General features: G+C 73.6%; 26 protein-coding genes and 1 other RNA gene. 13 read left to right on the top strand and 14 right to left on the bottom strand.

Annotated features, from left to right (window positions below; all coding sequences use genetic code 11):
* Nucleotides 1-5: 5 nt before the first annotated feature.
* Complete coding sequence (locus ACWGH0_RS15510) at nt 6-242, bottom strand: hypothetical protein (protein WP_453404649.1); 237 nt, start codon at nt 240-242, stop codon at nt 6-8.
* 58 nt (nt 243-300) lie between these two features.
* Between ACWGH0_RS15510 and map the strand changes: the two genes are divergently transcribed.
* Together map and ACWGH0_RS15500 are read left to right on the top strand one after the other, a co-directional pair.
* The gene (gene map, locus ACWGH0_RS15505; protein WP_453404648.1) at nt 301-1,158 is read left to right on the top strand and encodes a type I methionyl aminopeptidase; all 858 of its coding nucleotides are present in this window, start codon (nt 301-303) and stop codon (nt 1,156-1,158) included.
* 150 nt (nt 1,159-1,308) lie between these two features.
* Nucleotides 1,309-1,980: a biliverdin-producing heme oxygenase gene (locus ACWGH0_RS15500; RefSeq protein ID WP_453404647.1), complete on the top strand. Its 672-nt coding sequence runs from the start codon at nt 1,309-1,311 to the stop codon at nt 1,978-1,980.
* Here the strand turns inward: ACWGH0_RS15500 and ACWGH0_RS15495 are convergent.
* Nucleotides 1,970-2,650, bottom strand: coding sequence for a PhzF family phenazine biosynthesis protein (locus ACWGH0_RS15495; RefSeq protein WP_453404646.1), 681 nt, complete (start codon nt 2,648-2,650; stop codon nt 1,970-1,972). The genes ACWGH0_RS15500 and ACWGH0_RS15495 overlap by 11 nt on opposite strands.
* 172 nt (nt 2,651-2,822) lie before the next feature.
* On the opposite strand from ACWGH0_RS15495, the gene ACWGH0_RS15490 reads away from it, so the two are divergent.
* A complete protein-coding gene (locus tag ACWGH0_RS15490; RefSeq protein ID WP_453404645.1) occupies nt 2,823-3,839 on the top strand; it encodes a hypothetical protein in 1,017 nt (338 codons plus the stop codon).
* A gap of 22 nt (nt 3,840-3,861) precedes the next feature.
* On the opposite strand, the gene ACWGH0_RS15485 is transcribed toward ACWGH0_RS15490, so the two are convergent.
* Both ACWGH0_RS15485 and ACWGH0_RS15480 read right to left on the bottom strand, forming a co-directional pair.
* Nucleotides 3,862-4,635 (bottom strand): bifunctional DNA primase/polymerase, encoded by a 774-nt coding sequence (locus tag ACWGH0_RS15485; RefSeq protein ID WP_453404644.1) that lies wholly within the window; start codon nt 4,633-4,635, stop codon nt 3,862-3,864.
* 228 nt (nt 4,636-4,863) lie between these two features.
* Nucleotides 4,864-5,505 carry a TetR/AcrR family transcriptional regulator gene (locus tag ACWGH0_RS15480; RefSeq protein ID WP_453404643.1) on the bottom strand — a complete coding sequence of 214 codons (642 nt, stop codon included), beginning with the start codon at nt 5,503-5,505 and terminating at the stop codon, nt 4,864-4,866.
* 154 nt (nt 5,506-5,659) lie between these two features.
* Here ACWGH0_RS15480 and ddaH point away from each other — a divergent pair, with 154 nt between their 5' ends.
* Both ddaH and ACWGH0_RS15470 read left to right on the top strand, forming a co-directional pair.
* Complete coding sequence (ddaH, locus tag ACWGH0_RS15475) at nt 5,660-6,526, top strand: dimethylargininase (RefSeq protein WP_453404642.1); 867 nt, start codon at nt 5,660-5,662, stop codon at nt 6,524-6,526.
* 264 nt (nt 6,527-6,790) lie between these two features.
* Nucleotides 6,791-7,033 (top strand): hypothetical protein, encoded by a 243-nt coding sequence (locus ACWGH0_RS15470; RefSeq protein WP_453404641.1) that lies wholly within the window; start codon nt 6,791-6,793, stop codon nt 7,031-7,033.
* A 58-nt stretch (nt 7,034-7,091) separates the two neighbouring features.
* Here the strand turns inward: ACWGH0_RS15470 and ACWGH0_RS15465 are convergent, their stop codons facing one another.
* Complete coding sequence (locus tag ACWGH0_RS15465) at nt 7,092-8,135, bottom strand: small ribosomal subunit Rsm22 family protein (RefSeq protein ID WP_453404640.1); 1,044 nt, start codon at nt 8,133-8,135, stop codon at nt 7,092-7,094.
* 142 nt (nt 8,136-8,277) lie between these two features.
* On the opposite strand from ACWGH0_RS15465, the gene ACWGH0_RS15460 reads away from it, so the two are divergent.
* Nucleotides 8,278-9,588 carry a hypothetical protein gene (locus tag ACWGH0_RS15460; RefSeq protein WP_453404639.1) on the top strand — a complete coding sequence of 437 codons (1,311 nt, stop codon included), beginning with the start codon at nt 8,278-8,280 and terminating at the stop codon, nt 9,586-9,588.
* A 71-nt stretch (nt 9,589-9,659) separates the two neighbouring features.
* Here the strand turns inward: ACWGH0_RS15460 and ACWGH0_RS15455 are convergent, their stop codons facing one another.
* On the bottom strand, nt 9,660-10,940 hold the full coding sequence (locus tag ACWGH0_RS15455) for a Bcr/CflA family multidrug efflux MFS transporter (protein ID WP_453404638.1): 1,281 nt from the start codon (nt 10,938-10,940) through the stop codon (nt 9,660-9,662).
* An 80-nt stretch (nt 10,941-11,020) separates the two neighbouring features.
* Here ACWGH0_RS15455 and ACWGH0_RS15450 point away from each other — a divergent pair, with 80 nt between their 5' ends.
* Nucleotides 11,021-12,028 carry a Gfo/Idh/MocA family protein gene (locus tag ACWGH0_RS15450; protein ID WP_453404637.1) on the top strand — a complete coding sequence of 336 codons (1,008 nt, stop codon included), beginning with the start codon at nt 11,021-11,023 and terminating at the stop codon, nt 12,026-12,028.
* Between the two features lie 15 nt (nt 12,029-12,043).
* Here ACWGH0_RS15450 and ACWGH0_RS15445 read toward each other — a convergent pair whose 3' ends face one another.
* Entirely contained in the window at nt 12,044-13,693 is a 1,650-nt protein-coding gene (locus ACWGH0_RS15445; protein ID WP_453404636.1) for an alkaline phosphatase D family protein, read from the bottom strand.
* Nucleotides 13,694-13,785: 92 nt separating this feature from the next.
* Here ACWGH0_RS15445 and ACWGH0_RS15440 point away from each other — a divergent pair, with 92 nt between their 5' ends.
* Together ACWGH0_RS15440 and ACWGH0_RS15435 are read left to right on the top strand one after the other, a co-directional pair.
* Complete coding sequence (locus ACWGH0_RS15440; RefSeq protein WP_453404635.1) at nt 13,786-14,535, top strand: SDR family oxidoreductase; 750 nt, start codon at nt 13,786-13,788, stop codon at nt 14,533-14,535.
* A gap of 145 nt (nt 14,536-14,680) precedes the next feature.
* Nucleotides 14,681-15,583 (top strand): PhzF family phenazine biosynthesis protein, encoded by a 903-nt coding sequence (locus tag ACWGH0_RS15435; protein WP_453404634.1) that lies wholly within the window; start codon nt 14,681-14,683, stop codon nt 15,581-15,583.
* A 379-nt stretch (nt 15,584-15,962) separates the two neighbouring features.
* Here ACWGH0_RS15435 and ACWGH0_RS15430 read toward each other — a convergent pair whose 3' ends face one another.
* From ACWGH0_RS15430 to ACWGH0_RS15415, 4 genes are all read right to left on the bottom strand, one after another.
* Nucleotides 15,963-16,280 (bottom strand): nuclear transport factor 2 family protein, encoded by a 318-nt coding sequence (locus tag ACWGH0_RS15430; RefSeq protein WP_453404705.1) that lies wholly within the window; start codon nt 16,278-16,280, stop codon nt 15,963-15,965.
* Nucleotides 16,281-16,410: 130 nt separating this feature from the next.
* An RNA gene (gene rnpB, locus ACWGH0_RS15425) (RNase P RNA component class A) lies at nt 16,411-16,811 on the bottom strand.
* Between the two features lie 40 nt (nt 16,812-16,851).
* Entirely contained in the window at nt 16,852-17,421 is a 570-nt protein-coding gene (locus ACWGH0_RS15420; RefSeq protein WP_453404704.1) for a Uma2 family endonuclease, read from the bottom strand.
* A gap of 145 nt (nt 17,422-17,566) precedes the next feature.
* A complete protein-coding gene (locus ACWGH0_RS15415; protein ID WP_453404633.1) occupies nt 17,567-19,009 on the bottom strand; it encodes an RNB domain-containing ribonuclease in 1,443 nt (480 codons plus the stop codon).
* Nucleotides 19,010-19,100: 91 nt separating this feature from the next.
* On the opposite strand from ACWGH0_RS15415, the gene yaaA reads away from it, so the two are divergent.
* Together yaaA and eda are read left to right on the top strand one after the other, a co-directional pair.
* Nucleotides 19,101-19,904 (top strand): peroxide stress protein YaaA, encoded by an 804-nt coding sequence (gene yaaA, locus ACWGH0_RS15410; protein ID WP_453404632.1) that lies wholly within the window; start codon nt 19,101-19,103, stop codon nt 19,902-19,904.
* A 63-nt stretch (nt 19,905-19,967) separates the two neighbouring features.
* The gene (gene eda, locus ACWGH0_RS15405; protein WP_453404631.1) at nt 19,968-20,585 is read left to right on the top strand and encodes a bifunctional 4-hydroxy-2-oxoglutarate aldolase/2-dehydro-3-deoxy-phosphogluconate aldolase; all 618 of its coding nucleotides are present in this window, start codon (nt 19,968-19,970) and stop codon (nt 20,583-20,585) included.
* Between the two features lie 603 nt (nt 20,586-21,188).
* On the opposite strand, the gene ACWGH0_RS15400 is transcribed toward eda, so the two are convergent.
* Genes ACWGH0_RS15400 through ACWGH0_RS15390 form a run of 3 tightly spaced genes read right to left on the bottom strand, consistent with a single transcriptional unit; the run spans nt 21,189 to nt 24,069 of the window.
* On the bottom strand, nt 21,189-22,442 hold the full coding sequence (locus ACWGH0_RS15400; protein ID WP_453404630.1) for a bifunctional RNase H/acid phosphatase: 1,254 nt from the start codon (nt 22,440-22,442) through the stop codon (nt 21,189-21,191).
* A 2-nt stretch (nt 22,443-22,444) separates the two neighbouring features.
* Complete coding sequence (locus ACWGH0_RS15395; RefSeq protein WP_453404703.1) at nt 22,445-23,188, bottom strand: zinc ribbon domain-containing protein; 744 nt, start codon at nt 23,186-23,188, stop codon at nt 22,445-22,447.
* Nucleotides 23,185-24,069: a Nif3-like dinuclear metal center hexameric protein gene (locus ACWGH0_RS15390; RefSeq protein WP_453404629.1), complete on the bottom strand. Its 885-nt coding sequence runs from the start codon at nt 24,067-24,069 to the stop codon at nt 23,185-23,187. The genes ACWGH0_RS15395 and ACWGH0_RS15390 overlap by 4 nt, the downstream gene beginning before the upstream one ends.
* 517 nt (nt 24,070-24,586) lie before the next feature.
* Between ACWGH0_RS15390 and ACWGH0_RS15385 the strand changes: the two genes are divergently transcribed.
* Both ACWGH0_RS15385 and ACWGH0_RS15380 read left to right on the top strand, forming a co-directional pair.
* A complete protein-coding gene (locus ACWGH0_RS15385) occupies nt 24,587-25,750 on the top strand; it encodes a hypothetical protein (RefSeq protein WP_453404628.1) in 1,164 nt (387 codons plus the stop codon).
* Nucleotides 25,751-25,856: 106 nt separating this feature from the next.
* Nucleotides 25,857-26,009: a hypothetical protein gene (locus ACWGH0_RS15380; RefSeq protein ID WP_453404627.1), complete on the top strand. Its 153-nt coding sequence runs from the start codon at nt 25,857-25,859 to the stop codon at nt 26,007-26,009.
* Nucleotides 26,010-26,188 lie beyond the last annotated feature (179 nt).

Here is a 26,188-nt window from a genome sequence, read left to right as displayed (position 1 = left end):
GGCGGTCAGCCGGCTTCGCCGTCCGGTCGCGTGCCGTCCTTGTCGTGCCACTTCGGGTCCGTCTCCCACTCCAGGTTGCGCTCGGCCGCGGTCTCCATCGCGTGCTGCGCCTGCTGCCGGGTCGGGTAGGGGCCGAACCGGTCCTTGGCCGGGCACTCGGGTCCCTCTTCGACCTTCTTGTGCTCCAGGCAGTAGAACCATTCGCCCGGCTTTCCGGCTGTGCGCTTCTTGAACAGGGCCATCGTCGGCTCCTTCCTCTGACGCCATGCTGCCCGATGGCGGCTGGATACACTCGCTTGCATGTCTGGCCAGTCGCTGCTCGTACCAGGGGAGCTCTCTCCCGCCCGTTCCGTTCCCGGCAACATCCGGCGTCCCGAGTACGTCGGGAAGCCGGCGCCGACGCCGTACACCGGCCCGGAGGTCCAGGATTCCGACACCATCGAGCGGATGCGCGTCGCGGGCCGCATCGCCGCGCAGGCGATGGAGGAGGCCGCCAAGCACATCGCGCCCGGCGTGACCACCGACGAGCTGGACCGGGTGGCCCACGACTTCATGATCGATCACGGTGCCTATCCGTCTACCCTCGGATACCGCGGCTACCCGAAGTCGCTGTGCAGCTCCGTCAACGAGGTCATCTGCCACGGCATCCCGGACTCCACGGTGCTGCGGGACGGCGACATCGTGAACCTCGACGTCACGGCGTACATCAACGGCGTGCACGGCGACAACAACGCGACGTACCTGTGCGGTGACGTCGACGAGGAGTCCCGGCTGCTCGTCGAGCGCACCCGCGAGTCGCTGGCCCGCGCGATCAAGGCGGTCAAGCCGGGGCGCCAGATCAACGTCATCGGGCGGGTCATCGAGTCGTACGCCAGGCGCTTCGGCTACGGGGTGGTGCGGGACTTCACGGGCCACGGCATCAACTCGTCGTTCCACTCCGGTCTGATCATCCCGCACTACGACAGCCCGCACGCCACGACGGTGATGCAGCCCGGCATGACGTTCACCATCGAGCCGATGCTGACGCTGGGGACCCACGAGTACGACATGTGGGACGACGGCTGGACGGTCGTGACCAAGGACCGCAGGCGGACCGCGCAGTTCGAGCACACGCTGGTCGTCACGGAGACCGGGGCGGACATCCTCACGCTGCCGTGAACCCGATGAGGGCGTAGCGTTTTTACCGACAGGTCGTCGGGAACACATTGACTTAGGTATACCTAAGCAGGAGGATGGGCGGTGGCGGCTGCGCGTGCCGCCACCGCAGGCCCTTCCTCTCCCGTCTCCATCGGTCCCCGGAGGTCCGCCTTGGACGCAACCGCCACTGACGCCGCGACTCCCTTCTCGACGCTGATCCGTGTGGCCTCGCACGCGCAGCACACGGAGGCGGAGACCTCCACCTTCATGAGCGACATGCTCGGCGGGAAGCTGCCCGTGGACGCGTACGCGCGCTACACGGAGCAGCTCTGGTTCGTGTACCGGGCGCTGGAGGACGCGGCGCAGTCCCTCGCGGACGACCCGGTCGCCGGCCCGTTCATCCGGCCCGAGCTGATGCGCGCCCCCGAGCTGGAGCGCGATCTGGCGCACCTGCGCGGCGCGGACTGGCGCGCCGGGGCCGAGCCGCTGCCCGCGACGGCCGCGTACGCCGCCCGCATCACCGCCTGCGCGCGAGACTGGCCGGCCGGTTACGTGGCGCACCACTACACGCGTTACCTCGGCGACCTGTCGGGCGGTCAGATCATCCGCGACAAGGCGGAACGGACCTGGGGCTTCGCGCGCAAGGGCGACGGCGTGCGCTTCTACGTCTTCGAGGACATCGCCAACCCGGCCGCCTTCAAGCGCGGTTACCGGGAGCTGCTGGACCGGGTGAACGCGGACGACCTGGAGAAGCAGCGCATCATCGACGAGTGCAGGCGCGCCTTCGACTTCAACGGGGCGGTCTTCCGGGAGCTCGGCGGCCAGTTCCCGCTCAGCGCGTGAACGCCCGGGCCGGTACGGGCGCCTGAGCCGCGAAGCGGACGCGGCCGCCGATCTCGACGGTGGCGTCGGGCCCCGGCGCCGTCAGGATCTGCGAGCCGCGGCCCTGCGCGATGTTCAGGGCGCGCCCCAGTGCGGCGGTGAGCAGCAGCGCGGCGGCGCCGGTCGCCTCGTCCTCCGCGACGCCGACGTCCGCCCGCGGGAATTCGCGGGCGCGCACCCGGCCCGCCGCCTCGTCCTCCCAGGCCCAGGCGTACAGCCCGCCCTCACCCGGCGGCGGCGCGGGCAGCGCGTCGACCTCGGCGGCGGAGGCGTACTGCTGGAGGCGGCACGGCGGGGCCCACTCGGCGCGTGCCGTGATCCACGTGAACTCGCCGTCGTGGCGGGCCCACACCTCCGCGGCGGGCGGGTTGACGACTTCCAGGTCGAGCAGCCACGCCGCGCCGACCAGGGGGTGCCCGGCGAAGGCCGGGCGCGGGCCGGGCGTGCGGACGTCGAGGACACCGCGCTCCGGGTCGTCGACGAACACGGTGGCGCCGAAGCCGAGTTCGGCGGCGAGGGCCTGCCGGGACGCCTCGTCGGGGTACGTACGTCCGTCGCGCACGACGCCGACGGCGTTGCCGTGGTGTCCGCCGGGACCGCAGAAGACGCGGAGTACGTCGAGTTCGTTCATGCCGGAATTGAAGCACCCGGCCCCGAGCGCCTCGCGGGGCCCGGGCCGGGGGCCGTCGCGGGCGTCCGCCGGGTCACGGTGCGGCCGCTGTACCCGGTCCCCGCGCTCGCGCTTTCCCCGGCCCCGGTAGGGTTCCGGAGGTCGGTGGGGACGAGGACACAGAAGGCAGCGCATGAGCAGGCTGAAGCGGCTGGTAACGGGTCTCGCGACGGCGACGGCACTGTCGTTGACGGCGAGCGGGTGCGTGACGGTGCACGGCGAGCTGGAGGTCGTACCGGCGGCGACGCGGTCCGAGGCCGCGCGGGCCCTCAAGGACTTCACGGCCGCGTACAACAAGGCGGACAAGGCGTACGACCCGGCCCTCGACGCGGGCCGGGTCACCGGCGCGCTCGGGGCGATCAACCAGGCCGGCCTCAAGGCGCGCCAGGTGCAGAGCCCGAACGGCAATCCGCGGCACGATCCGCTGGAGCTGACCGACGCCAAGTTCTCCATTCCCAAGAAGGCCGGCTGGCCGCGGTGGTTCGTCGCCGACACCGACAGCAACCGGGACAAGGACAGCGGGCGGCTGGACACCCGCTGGCTGCTGGTGTTCGTACGCGGCGGGGCCGACCAGCTGTGGGAGGTCTCGCACCTGTCGGTGCTCACGCCCGACGAGATGCCCACGTTCAAGAAGGACGCGGACGGCTGGGCCGAGCCGGTGGCGCCGGACGCGCCCGGGCTCGTGGTGCCGCCGAAGGACCTGAGCGTCCAGTACGCGTCGTACATGCAGGACGGCGAGCCGGAGAACTTCGCTCCGGGGCCGCACACCTCCGCCGTGCGCCAGACGCGCCAGAAGACGGCGCGCCAGATCGGCCGTACGGTCCAGTACCGCGACCAGGCGCTGGACACCGGGGCGTTCGCGCCGCTGGGACTGGTCACGGCGGACGGCGGGGCGACGGTGTTCTTCGCCACCCGCCAGTTCGAGCAGCAGACGGTGGCCCAGGGGGTCCGGCTGGACCTCAACGCCGACGTGCGGGCGCTGATGACCGGCACCGCGAAGACGAAGCTCACCAAGGAGCGGGTGTCCAGCCAGGTCGCGCAGGTGCCGGCGAAGGACGCGGCGGGCACGTCGGCCGGCGCCGGCAAGGGCACGCCGCGGGTGACCGTGCTCGCCCGCATTCAGGGGCTCACGGCCGCCCAGGGGTCGTGAGCGGCCGCGCCCGGCCGGCGGCTCAGCGCCCCAGCGGCCAGGCCACCGCGTGGTGGTCGTCCGGGTCGTCCTCGCCGACGTACCGCGCGCAGGCGTCGGTCAGCGTCTCCAGGAGGGTCAGCGGGTCGGGCAGCGGGTGTTCGAGGCCGCGGACCCAGGTCACCCCGTGGTCGCCGGGGAGCCGCGCCGGCGGTACGAGGACGTAGCTGCCCCGGCAGTGCCAGCGCAGTCCCGGGTGCTCGTCCATGGTCTCGGGGTGGCAGTCCAGCTCGCAGGGCCACCACTCGTCCTCGTCGTCCGGGGTGCCCCGGGTGGCGGTGAAGAAGAGCAGGCGGGCGTCGTCGCCGTTGCTGGCGCCGAACTCGGCCACCGGACCGACGTCGACCCCGGCTTCGAGCAGCCGCTGCAGCGCGTTGCGGCCCGCTTCGAGCGGTACGTCGAGCACGTCGTGGACCATGCCGGTGGCGGTGATGAAGTTGGCCTGCGGCTGACCCTGGGCCCAGCGCCTGATCTGCGCGGCGTCGGTGGTCGACTGGGTCTGCCAGGCGAACGACACGGGGTGGCGGGCGGGGGTGGGACACCCGACGCGCTCGCACGAACACCGGTATCCCACGGGGTGCGCGGCCGGGGCCAGGGGCAGGCCCGCGGCGGCGGCGGCCAGGAGCAGGGCCTCGCGGCCCTCGGCCAGGGCGTCGGCGTCGGTGGCCTTCGGGCGGCGGCGCAGCCACTGGGGAAGTCTGCTTTCCACTGTCTGCCTGCTCTCTGTGCCGCGATAGCGGCCGAAATCGGCGCCCATTCAACCCCTCACCTCAGCGTTGTGCTGTCCATGCTGCCACCATCCTGCGCCTCGGGTGGCCGCACTCCCCATCCGGGGTACACGGGCCGGTAACACAGCGGTGGTGTGATTGGCGCCTTTGCCCCGATAAGTGACCTCGGGGTGAACGTACGGCGAACTCCGTGAGCGAACTCACCCCGGCGCGGCGGTCCGGGGCACGGCGGGCACGGCTCGCGGGCGCGACGGGGTTCAGCGCGGTGCCAGGCCGCCCAGCGCGCAGTCCACGACGGCGTCGGCGTACGCGTGCGTGAGCGGGAGGGTGCGCAGCAGCCAGCGGTGCGTGAGCGGGGCCACGAGGAGTTCGAGCGCGACGCGCGGATCGATGTCGGCGCGTACGTCACCGGCCTCCTGCGCGGCGCGCAGCCGCTTGACGTACAGCTGGAGCGAGGGTTCGAGCAGCTTCCCGACGAACTCGGCGCCCAGGGCCGGGTCGACGATGCCCGCGGCGGTGAGGGCGCGGCTGGGGGCCTCGTACCTGGGGTCGACGAGTTCGTCGACGGTGGCGCGCAGGACCGTCTTCAGGTCGGCCGCCAGGTCGCCGGTGTCCGGGATCTCGTACGCGCCGCTGTCGGCTCCGGCCGCCTCCGCGGCCTGCTCCCCGAGGTCGATGAAGGCTTCGAGCAGGACGGCGGCCTTCGAGGGCCACCAGCGGTAGATCGTCTGCTTGCCCACGCCGGCGCGGGCGGCGATGCCCTCGATCGTCGTCTTCGGGTAGCCCACCTCGCCGACGAGGGAGAGCGCCGCGTCGTAGATCGCGCGGCGGGAGCGCTCGCTGCGGCGGGCGGTGTCGGGGGTCCTGGCGCCGGGCTTGGGGGTGCGGGTGTCGGCCATGGGCCCAATCTACCAGCGGGGCGAGACGTCACGTCTCGTCGAAGTCCCGGGCCGGCGCCCGCCGGATGTACGTGAGCTGACCAGTCGGGAACCACCCGATCGGTTCACTGTGCGACGGGACGGTTCGGCGCGACCATGGCCTCACGCACACTCTGTGCCCCACGCCGCTCGTGAGGAGCCCTCATTGCCTCGTGACGCCTCGCCCCGCCGCTACCTGATGTGCCCCCCGGAGCACTTCAGGGTGACGTACAGCATCAACCCCTGGATGGACCCCGGGAAGCCGGTCGACCTGCCGCTGGCCATCACGCAGTGGGAGGACCTGCGCGACCGCTACCGGAGCCTGGGACACACCGTCGAACTCCTCACCCCCCGCCCCGGCCTGCCCGACATGGTGTACGCCGCGAACGGGGCCACCGTCGTCGACGGGCGGGTGCTGGGCGCCCGGTTCGCGTACGCCGAACGGTCACTGGAGGCCCAGGCGCACCTTGAGTGGTTCCGCGCCCACGGCTTCACCGACATCCACGAACCCGCGCACATCAACGAGGGCGAGGGCGACTTCGCCGTCACCTCGTCGTGGATCCTCGCCGGGCGGGGCTTCAGGTCGAGCCCGCTGTCGCACGACGAGGCGCAGGAGTTCTTCGGCCGGCCCGTCATCGGCCTGGACCTCGTCGACCCGCGCTACTACCACCTGGACACCGCGCTGGCCGTCCTCGACGACCGCACCGACGAGGTCATGTACTACCCCGGCGCCTTCTCCCCGGGCAGCCGGGCCGTCCTCGCCCGGCTCTTCCCCGACGCGATCGTCGCGGACGAGGCGGACGCGGCGGCGCTCGGGCTCAACGCGGTGAGCGACGGGCGGCACGTGCTGCTGCCGCAGACCGCGCTGGGGCTCTTCGCGCCGCTGCGGGCGCGCGGGTTCGAGCCGGTCGGGATGGACCTCGGAGAGCTGCTCAAGGGCGGCGGCAGCGTGAAGTGCTGCACGCAGGAGCTGCGCGGCGCCGGGCTGGTTACGCCCCGGTAGCCACCGCGGACCCCGCGTCCGACGGGCCGCGGGGCCCGGACGCGCATCGCGCGCGGCTGGCGCGGACCGGCGGGCGAGCGGCGGCGAGTGCGCCGGTCCGCCCGGCGGGCCGCGCCGTCGCGTCGACGGTGATGTCGTGAGCGCGGGCGAATATTAGGGCATCTTGACACATATCGCCCATCCGAGAAAGGTGGGCCGGAGAGATGCGACAGATTTGATGCTCTGCCGCGAAGCCACAAGATGAGTCTGGAGGCTGAGCTCACCATGGCAAGCACGACAACGAGGAAGCGGCTCGGAGCGGCGGTTGCCGCAGTGGCTGCCGCGTTCGCACTGGGCCTCGGCGGCGCCGGAATCGCCGAAGCCAAGATCCAGCCGGTGGACATCTCGTGTACCAACCCGGCCGGCAATGAGCCCGGCGGCCAGCAGCCGAGCTGCAAGGGCGGCGCGCACACGCAGGAGACCGAGAACCGGAACCCCGCGGGCCACGCCCCGCCAGGTCACAACTGACGCCTGAAGAAACCCTCGACCGGGGAGTGGACGGGAAACCCCTCGCGGCAGCGGCGGATCAGCGCCCGGCGGCGCTCGGTCCGCCGCTCCTTGCGTGTCCGGCCTCCGGCGGCGGCCAGGCGTCGCCCCAGTCGGCGTCGCGGGCCGCGCGGTAGAGGTCGCCGTGGCGCTTCTTGGTGACCGTCTCGCGAGTGAGTTCCTCCGGCTTCGCGCACAGTTCCAGCAGGACCATGCCCTTGCGGATCTGCGGCCTGCGGATCACGCGGTTGTCGGCCGGACCGGCGGGCACGCCGGGGCTGACGGCGGCCACGTAGCTGAACTTCTCGTCCTCGTACGGCAGCGAGCCGCCCTTGACCTGGCGGTGGAGCGAGGAGCGGCTGACCCGCGCCGAGAAGTGGCACCAGTCGGCGCCGGGCTCGATGGGGCAGGCGCCGCTGTGGGGGCAGGGCGCGGCGACGCTCAGGCCGGCGTCGATCAGCTGCTGCCGGGCCTCGATGACGCGGAGGTAGCCGTCGGGGGTGCCGGGTTCGACGATCACGACGGCCCGGGCGGCGCGGGCGGCCTCGGCGACCAGGGCGACGCGGTCGGCGGGGGTGAGCTCCTTCAGCACGTACGAGACGGTGACGAGATCGGTGCTCTCGATCCTGAGCGCCGATCCGATACGGGAGCGCTGCCAGGTCGCGGCGGCGAGGGCCGGCGAGCCGCTGGCCTCGGCCAGCTCGCGGCCGAGGGCCAGTGCGGGCTCCGCCCAGTCGACGACCGTACTGGCCGCCTTCTCGCCCCACGCCTCCGCGACCGCCCAGGTCGCGGCGCCGGTCCCGCCGCCGAGGTCCGCGTGCGTCGCCGGGGTCCACTCCGGGGCCGCGGCGCGCAGCGCGGCGAGCGCGGAACGCACCGCCTCGAAGGTCGCGGGCATCCGGTACGCGGCGTACGCGGCGACGTCGGAACGGTCGCGGAGCACGGGGGCGCCGGTGGGGGTGGTGCCCCGGTAGTTCGCGATCAGCCGCTCGACGGCCTGCGCGGCCTGCTTGGGCGGCAGCCCGTCCAGCAGTCCGGCGAGGGTGCCGCGCAGGGATTCCGCGGTGGGGAGGGTGGAGTTCACCGTCAAATTTTAGGCCCCCGCGCGGTACGCGGGTCGCCGCCCGCGGCCCGGCCGGGGAGCCCGCCCCGGGACGCCGGCGAACTGATCGCGGCGGTGCGCCAGTTGCTACGCTGACGCCCTTGTCGTGACCCTCGGGGGGACCATGGGACAGCGGGTCGTACGGGTGGCTCTGGTGACGGGTGTGATCGTCCTGGCACTGCTGCTCCTGCTGGCCACGTGCGGCGGCGGGGGCGACGGAGGCCGTGACGGCTCTGATGGGAAGCCGAAGCCGCCCGCGTCGTCCGCGCCCGCGAGGAAGAGCACGGCGGCCGGGCCCGCGACACGGCTCGCCGTTCCCCCGGCGTACACCACCGCACGGGGCTGGGAGGTCACCGGCGCGTCGCAGGAGTACGCGATCGCCGCGAGCGCGGGGCGGGTGGGTCTCCTGGAGCGGGCGTCCGCCACCCGCTTCCGCCTGCGGGCCGTCGACGCGGCGAGCGGGCGGACGCGGTGGTCCGGTGACGCGTGGCAGCCGCTGTCGGATCCCGCGCACTTCCCCCGGCTGCTCGCGGTGGCCAAGGACGGCCGGGAGTTCTTCGTCACCTGGTCGTACGGGAAGGTCGGCGAGGACGCGCTGTCCTCGGCCGACTCGATCGTCGCGCTGGACGTGTACGACGTGCGCAGCGGCGCGCAGCAGCGGGTGGAGCTGCCCTGGCCCGGCGTACCGAGCGTGAGCGCGGACGGCCCCGGTGTCCTCGTCAGCGACGGCGCCGCGGACAGCGCGGTCGTCGATCCCGTGACGGGCCAGGTGACCCGCACGGGCCCGAAGGACCTGCGGCCCCCGAAGGGCTGCGGCGAGTGCCGGGTGCAGACGCAGGTGCGGGCGGTGACGGACAAGGGGCTGCTGGTGAGCGGGCGCCGGGAGTTCTGGGTGCGGGGCGGCTGGCACAGCCGCTCGCACGCGCCGGGCGGCACCGAGGCGACCTCCGGGGTGCCGGTCTCGGTGACCGACGGGCGGATCGTCGCGAGGTGGCACAAGAAGCGCGGCAAGGGCGCCGCCGACCACGACGTGTGGGCGGTGCACGACACGGCGACCGGGAAGGTGCTGGCGCGGACGGAGTGCCGCAAGCCGGCCATAGAGCCGGGCACGCATCCGAGGGCGGCGCTGTCCCCGGAGGGCCGTTACCTCGTGGCGGGGCGCCTCGGCTTCGACCTGGAGACGGGGACGGGACACTGCTTCGAGGAGGCCGACGGCACGCGGCCGCTGTCCCTGACGGTGGTGACGGACACGGGCGTGGCGTACGGCACGGCGGCCACGGGCACGCCGGTGGAGGCGGACCTCACGACACGGCGGCCGGCGGCGCTCGCGGCGAACGTGCGCGTACCGGCGGTGGAGGTGGCCGGGACGGCCCTGTTCCCGTGGACGGACCGCAAGGACCGCCCCCGCCTGACCGCCTGCGCGCGGCGGGGTTGAGCGGGGGGCCGCCGGGCCCGGGGCCGGCCCCGGCCGGCCGGCCAGCGGACCGGGGCCGCGGCGGCCGGACGTCACGCCGACGTGCGCTGCCAGGGCCGGCACAGGGCCGCGAAGAGGGCCAGGGACGTGAGGGCGCAGGTCAGCTGGACCACGGCCATCGGGACCGCCGTCGCCTCGCCCGCGATGCCGACCAGCGGCGAGGCGATCGCCCCGATCAGGAACGACGACGTACCCAGCAGCGCCGACGCCGAACCGGCCGCGTGCGGGGTGCGCATCAGGGCCAGAGCGTTGGTGTTGGGCAGGGCGAGGCCCATCGAGGACATCAGGACGAACAGGCCCGCCGCGACCGGCACGAGGCCGGCCTCGCCGAAGACCCCGGCGGTCATGAGAAGGAGCGCCAGGGAGGCGAGGGCGATCAGGGTCAGGCCCGTCGCCAGCACCTTGTCCATGCTGATCCGGCCCACCAGCAGCTTGCCGTTGATCTGGCCGACCGCGATCAGGCCGACCGAGTTGAGGCCGAAGAGCAGGCTGAAGGTCTGGGGCGAGGCCCCGTAGATCTCCTGGACCACGAACGGGGACGCGGCGATGTACGCGAAGAGGGCGGCGAAGGCCATGCCGCCGGCCAGCACGTAGCCGGTGAAGACCCGGTCCGCGAGCAGTCCGCGCATCGTACGGAGGGCTTCGCCGACGCCTCCGCCGTGCCGCCGCTCCGGCGGCAGCGTCTCGTGCAGCCACTTCCACACCACGAGGGTGAGCAGGACGCCCACTGCGGTGAGGACCACGAAGACGCCCCGCCAGTCGGTGAGGCGCAGCACCTGGCCGCCGATGACGGGCGCGATGACCGGTGCCACACCGGAGATCAGCATGAGGGTGGAGAAGAACCTGGCCATCTCGACGCCGTCGTACAGGTCGCGGACGACAGCGCGGGCGATCACGATGCCGGCCGCGCCCGCGAGCCCCTGGAGCAGCCGGAAGGCGATCAGGAGCTCGACGGTGGGCGCGAAGGCGCAGATCGCGGTGGCCGCGACGTACACGCTCATGCCGAGGAGCAGGGGCCTGCGGCGGCCGAACCGGTCGCTCATCGGCCCGACGACGAGCTGCCCGAGCGCCATGCCGGCCAGGCAGGCGGTCAGGGTGAGCTGCACGGTGGCGGCGGGCGAGCCCAGGGACCGTGTGACCTCCGGGAGCGCGGGGAGGTACATGTCCATGGAGAGCGGCGGCAGGGCGGTGAGGCCGCCGAGCACCAGGGTGACCAGGAGGCTCGCCCGACGGGCCAAGGGGAGCGGATCGGGCTGCTTTGTGCCTCCTGTGCCGGATATGTGACCTTGCGTGGACTGGCCTGTCTCCGGCATTCGCATCTCCATGTCGTTGAATCTGCACCTATGCTCTCAGCTCGTCCGGAGTGGTCGAGACCTTTTTCCCGGGGGCTGGGATGCACAAGGAAACCGTGCGATGGGGCGTGCTGGCCACCGGCGGCATCGCGTCGTCGTTCACCGCCGACCTGCTCGCGATGCGCGACACCGACGGCGCGGAGGTGGTCGCGGTGGCCTCCCGTACGACGGCCGGCGCGAAGGCGTTCGCCGAACGGTTCGGGATACCGCGGGCGTACGGGAGCTGGGCGGAGCTCGCCGCCGACGAGGACGTGGACGTCGTGTACGTCGCCGGCCCCCACTCGGCGCACCGGGCCGCCGCCGGCCTGTGCCTGGAGGCGGGCCGGGCGGTGCTGTGCGAGAAGGCGTTCACGCTCAACTCCCGCCAGGCACGGGAGCTGGTGTCCCTGGCCCGGCGCCACGACCGCTTCCTGATGGAGGCGATGTGGATGTACTGCAACCCGGTCGTCCGCCGGCTCGCCGCACTGGTGCGGGACGGCGCGATCGGTGAAGTGCGGACCGTACAGGCCGACTTCGGGCTCGCGGGGCCCTTCGGCGCCGGGCACCGGCTGCGGGATCCCGCCCTCGGCGGCGGGGCGCTCCTCGACCTGGGGGTGTACCCGGTGTCGTTCGCGCACCTGCTGCTGGGCGAGCCCGACCGCGTACACGCGGACGCGCTGCTGTCGCCGGAGGGCGTGGACCTGAACACCGGTGTGCTGCTCGGGTGGGACACGGGCGCGACGGCACTGCTGAGCTGCTCCCTCACCGCCGACACCCCCCTCACCGCGGCGGTGACGGGCACGAAGGGCCGGATCGAGCTGGGGCGCGGCTTCTTCTACCCGGACCGGTTCGTACTCCACCGGCAGGGGGCGGAGCCGGAGGAGTTCACCGCCGGGGTCGACAGCCGGCACAGCCTCCGCCACGAGGCGGCCGAGGTCATGCGCTGCCTGCGCGCGGGCGAGAAGGAGTCGCCGCTCGTCCCCCTGGAGGGCACGCTCGCCGTCATGCGGACGCTCGACGCGGTACGTGAGCGCGTCGGCGTCCGCTACCCGGCCGACGACGAGGAGTAGGGGCACCGGGGGGCGTCAGGCGGGCTTCAGACCCGGGTTCCCCGCCTCCGTCACCAGCGACGCGGCCGTCGTGACGGGCGCGCCGGGTGCGGTGACGCCCGACACCGTCCTGAAGTCCGCGCGCGCGGTGTCCGCCCCGAGTGTGACGGTCGTGTAGCCGCGTCTGCCGTCGTAGAACTTCAGATGGGCGTTGCCCTGCATCAGGCGGTCGTAGTTGGCGGGCCGCTGCGCGCCGTCCTTGCCGCTGGATATGGAGGTCGTGACGAACTCCGTGCCGACGGTGCGGGAACCCGGGTCCTCGAAGTCCTTCTTCAGGTCGAACGCGTACGCGACGTGGACGTCGCCCGTGAGCACCACGAGGTTGTCGACGCCCGCCGCCTCGGCGCCGTCGAGCACCCGCTTGCGGGAGGCCGGGTAACCGTCCCAGGCGTCCATGCTGACCTTCGGGTCGCCCACGGTGCGCCGGCGGGCGAACGTGACCTGCTGGGGCACGACGTTCCACAGCGCCCGCGACGCCTGCCAGCCGTCGAGGAGCCACCGCTCCTGCTCCGCGCCGGTCATGGTGCGCGACGGGTCCTCGGACTCCGGGCCCGGGAGCTGCCAGCCGTCGCCGTACGCCTGGTTGGAGCGGTACTGGCGGGTGTCGAGGATGTCGAACTGGGCGAGCCGCCCGAAGTGCAGCCGCCGGTAGAGCCGCATGTCGGCGCCCTGGGGCCGCTGGGGGGCGCGCAGCGGCTGGTTCTCCCAGTAGGCGCGGTACGCCGCCGCCCTGCGCAGCAGGAACTCCTCGGGCGGTACGTCGTTCTCCGGGGTGCCGCCCGCGTAGTTGTTCTCCGTCTCGTGGTCGTCCCAGGTGACGACGAAGGGGTGGGCGGCGTGCGCGGCCATCAGGTCCGGGTCCGACTTGTAGAGGGCGTACCGCAGCCGGTAGTCCTCCAGCGTGACCGTCTCGCGGTTGAAGTGCGCGGGCAGGCGGCGGTCGGTGTACGCGCGGGCGCCACCGGCGCCGTTGACGGCGTACTCGTACAGGTAGTCGCCCAGGTGGAAGACGACGTCGAGGTCCTCCTCCGCGAGGTGCTTGTACGGGGTGAAGTAGCCGTCGTGGTACGCCTGGCAGGAGACGGCCGCGAGCTGCAGTCCGTCGATGCGGGCGCCCCGGGCGGGCGCCGTGCGGGTGCGCCCGACGGGGCTGGTCCAGTCGCCCGCGCGGAACCGGTAGTAGTAGACCCGGTCCGGGTCGAGCCCGTCGGCCTCCACCCGCACGCTGTGCGCGAACTCGGGGTGGGCGGTGACGTGGCCGCGCCGGACGGTGCGGCGGAAGCGGGCGTCGTGCGCGAGTTCCCAGCGCACCTGGACGCGGGCCCCGGGCAGGCCGCCGCCGGGCTCGTACGGCTTCGGGGCGAGCCGCGTCCACAGGAGCGCGGAACCGGGCAGCGGGTCCCCGGACGCGACGCCGAGGGTGAAGGGGTCGTCGGTGAGGCGCCGCGCGTCGAGCTCGGCGGCCTGCGCGGTCCCGGGCAGGTTCGTGGCGAAGGCCAGCGCGGCCGCCGCTCCGGTGACGGTGAGGAATCCGCGGCGGTGGATGTGCCGGGCGGCGGCCCTGAGCTCCCGGCCGTGGCCCCGGCCCCGTTCCGGCGTACCCGGTGCGACCGATGTCGTCGTCATCTGCCCCTCCCCTGACGGCTGTTGTCAGAGGTATTGGAGTGGTACGGGGCGTCGCCGCGCTTTCATGTACGTGTCACGTACGCTGCTGGCCCATGAACCCTGAGACGAAGATCGCGTTGGTGACCGGAGCCGGTTCGGGCATCGGCCGGGCCGTCGCCCGCGTCCTGGCCGGCGCGGGCTGGTCGGTCGCGCTGGCGGGGCGGCGTACGGGACCGCTGGAGGAGACGGCGCAGGAGGCCGGCGGCGAGACGCTGTGCGTGCGGGCGGACGTGTCGCTCCCGGACGAGGTGGACGCGCTCTTCGGCGCCGTGCGCGAGCGGTACGGGCGCCTCGACCTGCTCTTCAACAACGCCGGCACGTTCGGGCCGCGCGTACCTCTGGAGGACATCGAGTACCAGGAGTGGCGCTCCGTCGTCGACGTGAACGTCACCGGCTCGTTCCTGTGCGCCCAGGCGGCGTTCCGGCAGATGAAGGGTCAGGACCCGCAGGGCGGCAGGATCATCAACAACGGCTCCATCTCGGCGCACGCGCCCCGGCCGCACTCGATCGCGTACACGACCACCAAGCACGCCATGACGGGCCTGACCAAGTCCCTCTCGCTCGACGGACGGCCGTACCGGATCGCGTGCGGCCAGATCGACATCGGCAACGCGGCGACGGACATGACGGAGCGGATGCAGGCCGGCATCCTCCAGGCGCACGGCGGGATGATGGCGGAGCCGGTGATGGACGTACGGGACGTCGCGCGGACGGTGCTGCACATGGCGGAACTGCCGCTCGAAGCGAACGTGCAGTTCGCGACGGTGATGGCGACGACGATGCCGTACGTGGGGCGCGGCTGAGGTCCCACGGACGGTCCGCTGTACGGGGCCGGGGAACACCGGCGGCCGGCCATCTGCGAGACGGGGCCGGGAAACGCCGGCGGCCCGCCATCGATGGGACGGGGCCTGAGGGAACATCGGCGGTCCGCTGTCCGTTGGCCGCCGTATGAAGTCATTCACCGGCACCGACGTTCTGCGCTACACCGCCTTCTCGACCGACCCGGACGGCGGCAATCCGGCGGGCGTCGTCCTGGACGCGTCCGGGCTCGACGACGCGGCGATGCTCGCCGTGGCGAAGGAGGTGGGCTACAGCGAGACGGCGTTCCTCACCAAGGAGCTGGAGCCCGGCCGGGCCTTCACCGTCCGCTACTTCAGTCCCGAGGCCGAGGTCCCGTTCTGCGGCCACGCCACGGTGGCGACGGCCGTCGCACTCGCCGAGCACTGGGGCCGGGGCGGCGAACTCGTCTTCGAGACGCCGGCCGGGACGGTGCCGGTGCGGGTGACCGGGAGCGCGGACGGCACGTACCGTGCCGTCCTGACCAGCGTCGAGCCGCATACCGAGGACGTGGCCGGGGACGACCTGGCAGAGGCGCTGGCGGCACTGGACTGGCCGGCCGCCGACCTCGACCCGGCGTTCCCGCCGCGTATCGCGTACGCGGGCGCACGCCACCTGGTCCTGGCGGCCGCGACCCGCGAACGGCTGGCGCGGCTGTCGTACGACTTCGAGCGGCTGGCGGCGCTGATGCGCCGGCTGGACCTGACGACGGTGCAGCTGGTGTGGCGCGAGGACGAGACGACGTTCCACGTACGCGACCCGTTCCCGGTGGGCGGCGTGGTCGAGGACCCGGCGACGGGCGCGGCGGCGGCCGCGTTCGGGGCGTACGCGCGGGAGCTGGGCCTGGTCCCCGACGAGTCGGTCCTCACCCTCCACCAGGGCGCCGACATGGGCCGCCCCGGCGTACTGACGGTCGAACTCCACACGCAGGACACGCGCGTCAGGGTCGGCGGCACGGGCGCCCGCATCCCGGACGGACCGACCGACGGCGCGGCAGGCACGCCGACTCCCTGACGGGCCGGTCGGCGGGTCGCGAAGGCGTGACGCGACGGCGCGGGCGTGGCTGACGGGACGGCCCGAACGGTGCGGGCACGCACGGGACGGCCCAGACGGCACAGGCACGCCTGAAGCAACGATGGGCGGGCCGGTCGGCGGTGTCCCGACGCCTGACAGTGTGACGCGTCGGGACAGCGTGGCCCGTTGTGGGACGGCGCCCCGTCGTGGGCCGGCGTGATCAGTCGTGGGCGGCATGGCCAGTCGGAACGGTGTGTGCGCCGTCAGGGGCGAGCCCGTGAGGCAGCGGGACGGCGCAACGCGTCAGCGGCGAGCCCGTGAGGCAGCGGGACGGCGTAACCCCGTCAGCGGCCGGCCCGGCGAGGCAGCGCAACGGGCTTTACGCCTGCCCTGTCTCGAACCGGGTGATCTTCCCGCCGTCCACGACGAAGTCCCAGGCGGTACGCATCTCGCCGTAGGTGTCGTTGGTGTACCGGACGACCAGGGACCGGCCGCCCGCCTTCTCCGCCTCGACGACCATCCGACCGCCCGAGGAGAAGATCTCCCGCTCGGTCCAGTCCGCGAGATCGCGTTCCGTGCCGTCGTCGGACATGGTCGCCCCGGGCGCGAGAACCGCCTGGAAAGCCGCCCGGTCGCCGGCGTTCACGGCGGACACGAACGCGCGCACGGCAGGCTCCGACAACTGATCGGCGGTCATCACCACGGGAGGACTCCTCGGCTCGCTGGGACACTCCCGTCAAGAATGCGCAGACCGGCAGCCCCGCGCACCTGCGACACCTCCCGCGCGCACGAGCGCGCAACCCCTACGGGTCACAAGCGGTGAGCGGCAGACGAGTCGGGCTGTACGCCGGGTTCTGTGCCCCGGGACCTCGCGGTCGTCGGAGCGACGGCCATCCATCTAGGGCCGGCGTTGCCGCCGGCCTCGTGCGGTCTACCCGCGGACTCGGGCGGGCAGCCCTCGAACGTCCGCGCAGGGACGTCTCGCGACGCCCCCTCTTGACCTTGCTCCAGGTGGGGTTTACCTAGCCGCCTGAGTCACCTCAGGCGCTGGTGGTCTCTTACACCACCGTTTCACCCTTACCGAGGACCGAGGTCCCCGGCGGTCTGTTTTCTGTGGCACTGTCCCGCGGGTCACCCCGGGTGGCCGTTAGCCACCACCTTGCCCTGTGGAGCCCGGACGTTCCTCGGGGAGATCCGGGGATCTCCACGCGGCCGTCCGCCCGGCTCGTCTGCCGTGCCGCCCATGCTACCCGCCGGGACGCGCCGGCTCAGACGAAGGCCGCCGTCTCCAGGTCGAAGCCGAAAGGGTCGGGGAGCCCGAGAGTCTTGCCGAAGGGGACGGTGCACAACTGGCGGTAGTCGTCCCCCTCCGGCTCGCCGAACAGCGTCAGCGAGGACGTCTCACGGTCGACGAGCAGGTACAGGGGGATGCCGCCGCGGGCGTAGCAGTGGCGCTTCTCCTCCCGGCCACGCCTCGGCCTGGTGGAGGTGACCTCGGCGACCATGGCCACGCCGTCGCACGGCATCCACGGCTCGGCGCCGCGATACAGGCGAAGCTCGGTGGGGGCGAAGGTGCAGTCGGGAATGGCATGGTTTCTCGGGCAGGATCCTCCGCTGCGCAGTCTGAGGCCCTTGTTCCCGGAGAAGTCCATGTCCGTCCGTGAGTGCCGCAGCACCTGCTTCACCAGCACGCTGATGTAGTCCTCGTGGTCTCCGTCCGGCGGCGGCGTCACGACGATCTCCCCCTCGATCAGCTCGGCCCGGAAGCCCTCCGGCGTGTCCAGCGCCAGGAAGCCGGCCAGCAGGACGTCCGCCTGCGTGAGCGGTTCTTGCGGCATGGCACTCATGTCACGCCCCTTCCTCGGTCGCTCGCCAGACTGGGACATCGCGCGTTCAGCCGTCCGTGAGATGGGAGTTCTCCCCCCGATCGTGGCACATGCCCGGAGAGGGACGACAGACGCGGCGCGCGCTTCTCGGGAGGGTTCAGGCCGGGGTGAAGAGGACCTTCGCCGTGCCCGGGTCGGCCTGGGTGAGGCGGACCCTGATGCGTTCGCCCAGCGGCAGGTCGCCGTCGCCGCCGTCCACGCGGCCCACCACCGCCACGTCCTCCAGGTGGACCGTGCCGACGGACCGGTCGCGCTCCTTCACGTCGACCACGTGCGCGTGGAACAGGTCACCCACCCGGTCCCTCAGCAGCGCCGCCTCGACGATGTCCACGCACTCGCGCTCGACGGCCGCCGCCCGCCGCGTCCCCTCCGCCATCCGCCCCGGGAGCCCGGGCAGCGCGTCCCGTACCCACTGCGGCGGCTCCTCGCCGGCCGCTGCGGCCACGCACAGCTCGCCCGCGTACCGGTCGACGAGGCGGCGCAGCGGGGCGGTGCAGTGGGTGTAGGGGGCGGCGACGGCCGCGTGGACGGCCGGGTCGGGGATCTCGCCGTTCGTGAAGACGGTGTAGCCCGCGCCGCGCAGCAGCGTCGTGCACTCCTGGAGGAACGCGGCGTGCGCGGCCTTCGTCGGGTCCAGGGAACGGACGATCTCGGCGTACGAGGTGTGGTGCGGCCACTCGATCCGCAGCGCCTTCGCCGACCGGCGCAGACGCGCGACCTCGCCGAGCGGGGCGGCGGGCAGGGTCCGCAGGATGCCCGTGCCGGTGGCGGTCATCAGGTCGGCGGCGGCCATACCGGTCAGGAGGGAGATCTGCGCGTTCCAGCCGTCGGCGGGCAGCGGGGCGCGGAAGCCGAGGAAGTACGAGTCGCCGCGCTCGACGATCTCCTGCTCCGGAACGTTCAGCGAGATGCCGCCGCGCTCGCGCTCCAGTTCCTCGCGCAGCCGCCCGACGTCCCGCAGCAGGGCCACCGGTTCGTCGGCCGTGCCCGCGTCGATCTGCTGCTGGACACCGGAGTAGTCCAGCCTCGCCCGGCTGCGGACGAGCGCACGCCGTACGTCCACCGCCTCCACGCGGCCGTGCCCGTCGAGGTCGATGCGCCACAGGAGGGCCGGGCGGGTCCGGTCGGGGAGCAGGCTGGCGGCGTCCTCCGAGAGCAGCGGCGGGTGCAGGGGGACCTTCCCGTCCGGGAAGTACAGCGTCATCACCCTGCGGTGGGCCTCGGCGTCGAGCGCGCCGCCCGGCCTGACGAAGGCGGCCACGTCCGCGATCGCGTAGTGCACGCGGTAGCCGCCGCCGGTGCGGCGGGCCAGGTGCACGGCCTGGTCGAGGTCGACGGAACCGGGTGGGTCGATGGTGTACATCGGGATGTCGGTGGCGTCGTACGCGGGCAGCCGGGGGGCCTGCGCGGCCTGTTCCGCCTCCGCGAGGACCTCGGCCGGGAACGCGGGCGGCACGTCGAGCGTGCCGCGCAGGGCGCGCAGGGCCGCCCGGAGGGGGGCTTCCGGTGCGCCGGTCACATGGATGGGGCGACGGGGCATGGTCCGAGCGTAGGCCGGACGGGGCCCGGCGGCATGGCGGACTCCGCTTACCCTGGCGTGTTGGTGTGTCCGTATCCGAAGGAGTTCCGCCGTGCTCGTCCTCTTGCCTCCGTCCGAAGGAAAGGCCGCCGGCGGGTCCGGCGCGCCCCTGAAGCCGGAGTCCCTCTCCCTGCCGGAGCTGGCCGGAGCGCGGGCCGCGGTGCTGGACGAGCTGGTGGAACTGTGCGCCGCCGACGAGGAGAAGGCGCGGGTGGTCCTCGGGCTCAGCGAGGGGCTGCGCGGCGAGATCGCCAAGAACGTCGTACTGCGGACCTCGGGGGCGCGTCCCGCCGGGGAGATCTACACGGGCGTGCTGTACGACGCGCTCGGCCTCGCCACCCTGGACCCGGCCGCGCACGAGCGGGCCCGGAAGTCGCTGCTGGTCTTCTCCGGGCTGTGGGGCGCGGTGGGGATCGGCGACAGGATCCCCTCCTACCGGTGCTCGATGGGCGTGAAGCTGCCGGGGCTCGGCGCGCTCGGGGCGTTCTGGCGCGAGCCGATGGCCGCCGCGATGCCGGTCGCCGCGGGCGACGGGCTGGTCCTCGACCTGCGGTCCTCGGCGTACGCGGCGGCGTGGAAGCCGAAGGGTGACCTGGCGGGGCGCACGGCGACGGTGCGGGTGCTGCACGCGCAGACGGACGCGAACGGGGTCGAGAAGCGGTCCGTCGTCAGCCACTTCAACAAGGCGACGAAGGGGCGGATCGTACGGGACCTCCTCGTCGCGGGAGCGGCTCCGGCCGGACCGGCCGAGCTCGTGGCGGTGCTGCGGGATCTCGGGTACGTCGTGGAGGCCACGGCTCCCGCCAAGGCGGGGAAGCCGTGGGCACTGGACGTGGTGGTGACGCAGATCCACTGACGGCTCGTTGCACTGTGCGCAACGGTCGTTGCGTGCTGCGTGGGCCGGCGGCAGGATGGCGGCATGACTTCCGTGCTCGACCTCGCGCCCGTCGTTCCCGTCGTCGTCCTGGAGGACGCCGCCGACGCGGTGCCCCTCGCGCGTGCGCTGGTCGCGGGCGGGCTCCCGGCGATCGAGGTGACGCTGCGGACGCCCGCCGCGCTCGACGCGGTGCGCGCCATCGCCGCCGAGGTGCCGGACGCGGTGGTCGGCGCGGGCACGGTGCTTTCCCCGGCCCAGGTGGCCGACGCGGTGGACGCCGGGGCCCGCTTCCTGGTCAGCCCCGGGTGGACGGACGGGCTGCTGGGGGCGATGGCCGGGTCGGGGGTTCCGTTCCTGCCGGGGGTGTCCACGGCGTCGGAGGTCGTGGCGCTGCTGGAGCGCGGCGTGACGGAGATGAAGTTCTTCCCGGCGCAGGCGGCGGGCGGCACGCCGTACCTGAAGGCGCTGGGCGCACCGCTCCCCCGGGCCCGCTTCTGCCCCACAGGGGGCATCACCCTGGCTACGGCACCTTCGTACCTGGCCCTGCCCAACGTGGGCTGCGTGGGCGGCACCTGGATGCTGCCCCCGGACGCGCTTGCGGCGAAGGACTGGGGCCGGGTGGAGGCACTGGCCCGCGAGGCGGCGGCACTGCGCGGCTGACCCCGGGGTTGGGCCCGTTCGTGGTGCCGGGGGCGGGCCGCTCCGGGGGCGGCGTCCGGGACTGCATGATTTAGCCGCGCACCAGCGGTCCTTGTACGACGCCCACTCCCTGCGCACAAATCACGCTCTACGTCCCGAACACCACCCCCTGCGCGTCCCGCCCCCTCCCGGGGTTGCAGCCCCTCGGGCGGCGGGTGGCCCTGGCGTTCCGCCCTGGGGTCCGAGGGCGCCCCCGGAGAAGGCGCGACGTCCGAAGCCCTCCTCGCGGGTCCCGCCCCTACGCCGGCAGGCATGCCTCCGGCGCATCCCGCCACGGGTGATTCCGGCCGGAGGTCCGGGTCAGCCCCTTGTGCCGCGCCGCGCGGCCGGGGTGGTGACCGGTACCCGCGACGGCGGGAGGGTGTCGGGACCGTAGGGAGCGGTGTTCGGGACGTAAAGCGCGATTTGTGGGCAGGGCGCCGGGGAGGCTTTCAGGCACCCCGGCATCGCGCCTAAATCGTGCAGTCCCGAATGCCGTTCCCGTAGGGCCCGGCACCCGGCACCCAGAACCCCGCACCGCAACCCGCAACCCGCACCCCGCACCCCGCACCCCGCCGAACGACCTCAGCGCAAGTGCGACGTGTCGTTCAGCAGGCGCACCGACGCGTTGCCGTCCGCGTAGTACGCCACGGCCGACAGCGACGCCGCCGAGAGCTCCATCCGGAACAGGGACTCGGGCGGAGCACTCAGGGCCAGCCGTACCAGCGTCTTGACCGGCGTCACGTGCGTGACGACCAGGACCGTGCGGCCCGCGTACCGGGCGAGCAGTTTGTCCCGCACCGTCGCCACCCGCCGCGCGACCGCCGCGAAGCTCTCGCCGCCCCCGGTCGGCGCCGCCTTGGGCGACGCCAGCCACGCGTCCAGGTCCGCCGGGTACCGCTCGCGGACCTCACCGAACGTCAGGCCCTCCCAGGCCCCGAAGTCCGTCTCGCGCAGGCCCTCCTCGACGCGTACGTCCAGTCCCAGCCGCGCAGCCACCGCGTCCGCGGTCTCGCGGCAGCGCCGCAGGGGCGAGCTGACGATCTCCTGTACGGTGCCGCGCGCGGCCAGGGCGGTGGCGACCGCCTCGGCCTGCCGGCGGCCCACCGCCGAAAGCTCCGGGTCCGAGCCCCCGCTCCCGGAGAACCGCTTCTCCGGGGTGAGCGCCGTCTCCCCGTGGCGCAGCAGCACGAACGTCGCCGGCGGGCCGAGGTCCGCGGCGGCGCCCCACCCGACGGCGGGCGCGGCGGTGACCGGCTCGGCCTCGGCGGCCTCCGGCAGGGTCAGCGGCTCGGCCACCGTCGCGGTGCGCCCCATGGCCGCACGGGCCTTGGCCGCGCCGGCCACCGCGTCACCCACCACGCGCGGTGCGGCGGAGGCACGGGAGGCGAGGTCGGCGGTGGAGGCCGAGGGCTCCCACTTCCTGCCCTTCTTGCCCGCGTCCATCGCCTCGTTGGCGAGCCGGTCGGCGTGCTTGTTCTTCTCGCGGGGGATCCACTCGTAGGTGACCCGTACGCGCGGGAAGACCGTGGCGGCCTCGGCCGCGAGCGGCTTCATGTCCGGGTGCTTGATCTTCCAGCGGCCGGACATCTGCTCGACGACGAGCTTGGAGTCCATACGGACGTGGACGGTCGCGTCGGGAGCGAGCGCGTGCGCGGCGCGCAGCCCGGCGATCAGGCCCTTGTACTCGGCGACGTTGTTCGTGGCGACGCCGATGTACTCGGCGGCCTCGGCGAGCGTCTCCCCCGTCTCCGGGTCGAGGACGACCGCACCGTAGCCGGCGGGGCCCGGGTTGCCCCGGGAACCGCCGTCGGCCTCGATGACGAGGCTGCGTCCCACGGCTACAGGCCGGACTCGGACGTACGGACGAGGATGCGGCGGCAGTTCTCGCACCGCACGACCGCGTCGGGGGCGGCGGCGCGCACCTCGTTGACCTCGGTGATGTTGAGCTCCAGTTGGCAGCCCTCGCAGCGGCGCTGGTAGAGGCGGGCCGCGCCGACGCCGCCGGACTGGAGGCGCAGCTTCTCGTACAGCTTCAGGAGGTCGGCGGGGATCGTCGCGGAGGCGACCTCGCGCTCCTTGGTGACCGTGGCGACCTCGCCGTCGATCTGCTCGAACGCGGCGTCGCGGCGCGCGGTCGCGTCGTCGGCCTTGGCCTGGACGGAGGAGACGCGCTCGGTCAGCTCGGCGACGCGCTCCTGGACGGACTCGCGGCGCTCCATGACTTCGAGGACCACGTCCTCCAGGTCGCTCTGGCGCTTGGCGAGGGAGACGAGTTCGCGCTGGAGGTTCTCCAGGTCCTTGGGCGAGGAGACCGCGCCCGAGTCGAGGCGCTGCTGGTCGCGCGTGGCGCGCTGGCGGACCTGGTCGACGTCCTGCTCGGCCTTGGTCTGCTCGCGGGTGGTGTCGCTCTCCTCGGTCTGCGCGGCGACCAGCAGGTCGCGAAGCTGCGCGAGGTCCTTGGTGAGCGATTCGAGCTCGGCGTGCTCGGGCAGGGAGTTGCGCCGGTGGGCGAGCTGGGACAGGCGCAGGTCGAGTGCCTGTACGTCGAGGAGACGGATCTGGTCGGCGGGCGCGGCGTTCAGTTGGGGGCTCCAGAAGGATCAAAGGGGGCGCGCGAAGCGCTCGTCGGAAGGGCGGTCGTGGGGGCGTGGTGGGAGGTCCAGGGGTCGGTGACGGTCTTCGAGACGTGGACGCGCAGGTCCCAGCCGCGCCGGTCGGAGATCTCGTCGAGCTGTGCGGCGGCCTGTTCGCACCAGGGCCACTCGGTGGCCCAGTGCGCGGCGTCGATCAGCGCGAGAGGGGTGTGCTCACGGGCCTCGGACGCCGGGTGGTGGCGCAGGTCGGCCGTGACGAAGGCGTCGACGCCGGCTGCCCGTACGTCGGCGAAGAGGCTGTCGCCCGAGCCGCCGCTGACGGCGACCCTGCTGATGAGGGCGTCCGGGTCGCCGGCGACGCGGACGCCCTGCGCGGTGGCGGGCAGCCGGGCGGCGACGCGGGCGGCGAAGTGGCGGAGGGTGGCCGGGGGGTCGAGTTCGCAGACGCGGCCGAGGCCGCGGCGGCCCTTGGGGTCGGTGGGGTCGGGCACGAGGGGCCCGGTGACCCGCAGGTCCAGCGCCCCGGCGAGGGCGTCGGAGACACCGGGGTCGGCGCTGTCGGCGTTGGTGTGGGCGACGTGCAGCGCGATGTCGTTCTTGATCAGGGTGTGCACGGCGCGGCCCTTGAAGGTGGACGCCGAGACCGTCGTCGTACCGCGCAGGTAGAGCGGGTGGTGGGTGACGAGGAGGTCCGCGCCGAGCCGTACGGCCTCGTCGACGGTCTCCCGCACCGGGTCGACCGCGAACAGGACCCGGGTCACCTCGGCGTCCGGGTCGCCGCAGACCGTACCCACCGCGTCCCAGCTCTCGGCCCGCTCGGGGGGCCAGAGGGCGTCGAGCGCGGCGATGACTTCAGACAGACGGGGCACGCAGACAGGTTACCTGCGCCGGATGCCCCGCCCGCCATGGCGTGGGGGACCCGCTCGGGCGGCCCCTCCGCCGCACCGGGCAGGCCGGTCCGCCCGGCCGGAGCGATCCACTCCGTCGCCCCGTCCACCCCGCGAAACGTCGTCGAGCACGCGGGCGCCGGCCGTCATGCCCACGCCGAGGCCCGGGGAAAGGTCCCGCCGACGACGCCGTCGGCGGGCGGGGCCCTCCGCCTCGGCGCGCGCCCCTCGTCCCGGCCGGTGCCGCCGGAGTCGTCGTGGACGCCGGTGAAGCTCCCGGTCGGCGTACGCGTCGCCGGTCCGCTCGGGGCCTCGCCTCGCGGCCGGAAACCGCCGCCGCGGCCCTCGGTTTGTCGACATACGGACATCTCGCAGCACACCAGCCCCCGCCACCTCAGCGGAATCGGACAGCGGCCACCCTTATGTGTGAAGTGGGCTGTCTCGTGTTGTTCGGCAGGAAGTGCGAAAACTAGCTTCGTTCGCCGGAGGTGATGGCCTGATGACGGCCTGTGCCATCGAGACCGCGGCCGACGGTGACGCGGTGCGTGAGGCGGTGTTCACGATCGCCGCCGACGGTTCCTACGCCGCGCGGCTGGCCGGCGAGGGCGACGCCCGGTTCCCCGAGCGGTGGACGCTGGACGGACCCGAGCCGTACGCCGTGCCGCTGCCGGCCGACCAGCCCGAGGAGCCGGACACCGGACTGCTGCCGCTGGCGGACGGGCGGGTACTGATCCACCGGAGGCAGGGAGGCGCCTCGCACGCCTTCGGCAGCGGGGGTGGGCGGCACTCCTTCGCGCTGCTGTATCCGACGGGGCCGCGCACCGGGGAGGTGCCGGTGGGCGCGGTCGAGTGCGAGCGGCTGGAACTGCTGCCGCCGGCCCCGGACGGTACGCGGGCGTACGCCCTGTCCGTGGGCGAACGGTTCACCACGATCTGGCAGGTGGCGGGCGGCGCCTTCGGCCCCGAGCACGTGGCCGAGATCGAGGGGCGCTGCTCGGGCGGCGTGTGGCTCGACCGTACGGGCCGGATACTCGCGCTCGACCGGGAGGCCGACGGGGTGACGAAGGCGGTGGCGGTCGACCTGGAGCGGGGCGGGGAGGTGACGCCGCTGCTCCAGATCGCGGAGGGCAGCAACGACCGTTTGCTGCTGGCCGATCCGGACAGCGGGCTGCTGCTCATCCGGTCGGACGCGCCGGGACGCGACCGGCTGGGGTGGGGCGTACTGGGCAGCATGCTGCCGGTGCGCTTCCCGGAGTGCCTGGGACCGGCCGATGTCGCCGTGACGCCGTTCGCGGTGCAGCCGGGGCAGGTCCTGACCCCGGAGACCTGCGCGGTGGCGCTGCGGATCGACGGTGCGGCGGGGAGCTGGGTCGGGGTGTGGCGTCCGGCGGGGCGGCGGCTGCATCACCTGGCGGCGCCCCAGGGGTGGTTGCGGGGCACGGGGCTCTGGACGCGCGAGGGGGTGCTGCGTCTGCCGTACGCGACGGGTGCGGTGCCGTGCGGGGTGGCGCGGATCGACGCCCCGCAGGACGTGGCGCCTGCGGAACCCGCGGCGGGGGAAGGACCAGGTGGGGAACCGTTCGAGGCTCCGGACACTCCTGTTGTGTGCAAGCCCGTACCGCTCCAGCAGGCGCCCCTGACCGGGCGTGACGCGCGTCGTTGATTCCGGTCGGGGCTACGCGGTCGTTCCGGCTGAACGCCGGTGGTGACGGCGGGGCGGGCCTTGCGCCAGGTGAAAGCGATCGAGCGACTCCAGGGGATTTCCCAACATGTCTGACGTACGAACCGACACGACCCAGACGCGGCCGCAGCCCTCGGCCGCCGAACGGGACGACGCCGGCCGCTCCGGGAAGCACCGAGGGGGTGCGGCCACGGCGGAGGACGCCACCGCTCCGGCGCACGGCCGTCACCGCCGGGGATAGGACGGCGGCGCCGGCCGCGCGGGGGCGCCCCCGGACGGGGGGGGCCCCCCCCCCCCCTGCCCCCCCCCGGCCGGGCGGACCGCCCGGGGGGGCCCCGCCGGCCCCCCCCCGGGCGGGGCGGGCCGCGCGGGGGGGGCCCCCCCCCCCCGCAAGGGCCCCGGGCCCCACAACCCCCAACA

It is taken from the genome of Streptomyces sp. NPDC054887, from assembly GCF_053610585.1.
The sequence above is the reverse complement of the archived record's forward strand: the minus strand, read 5'-3'. Positions and strand labels throughout refer to the sequence as shown.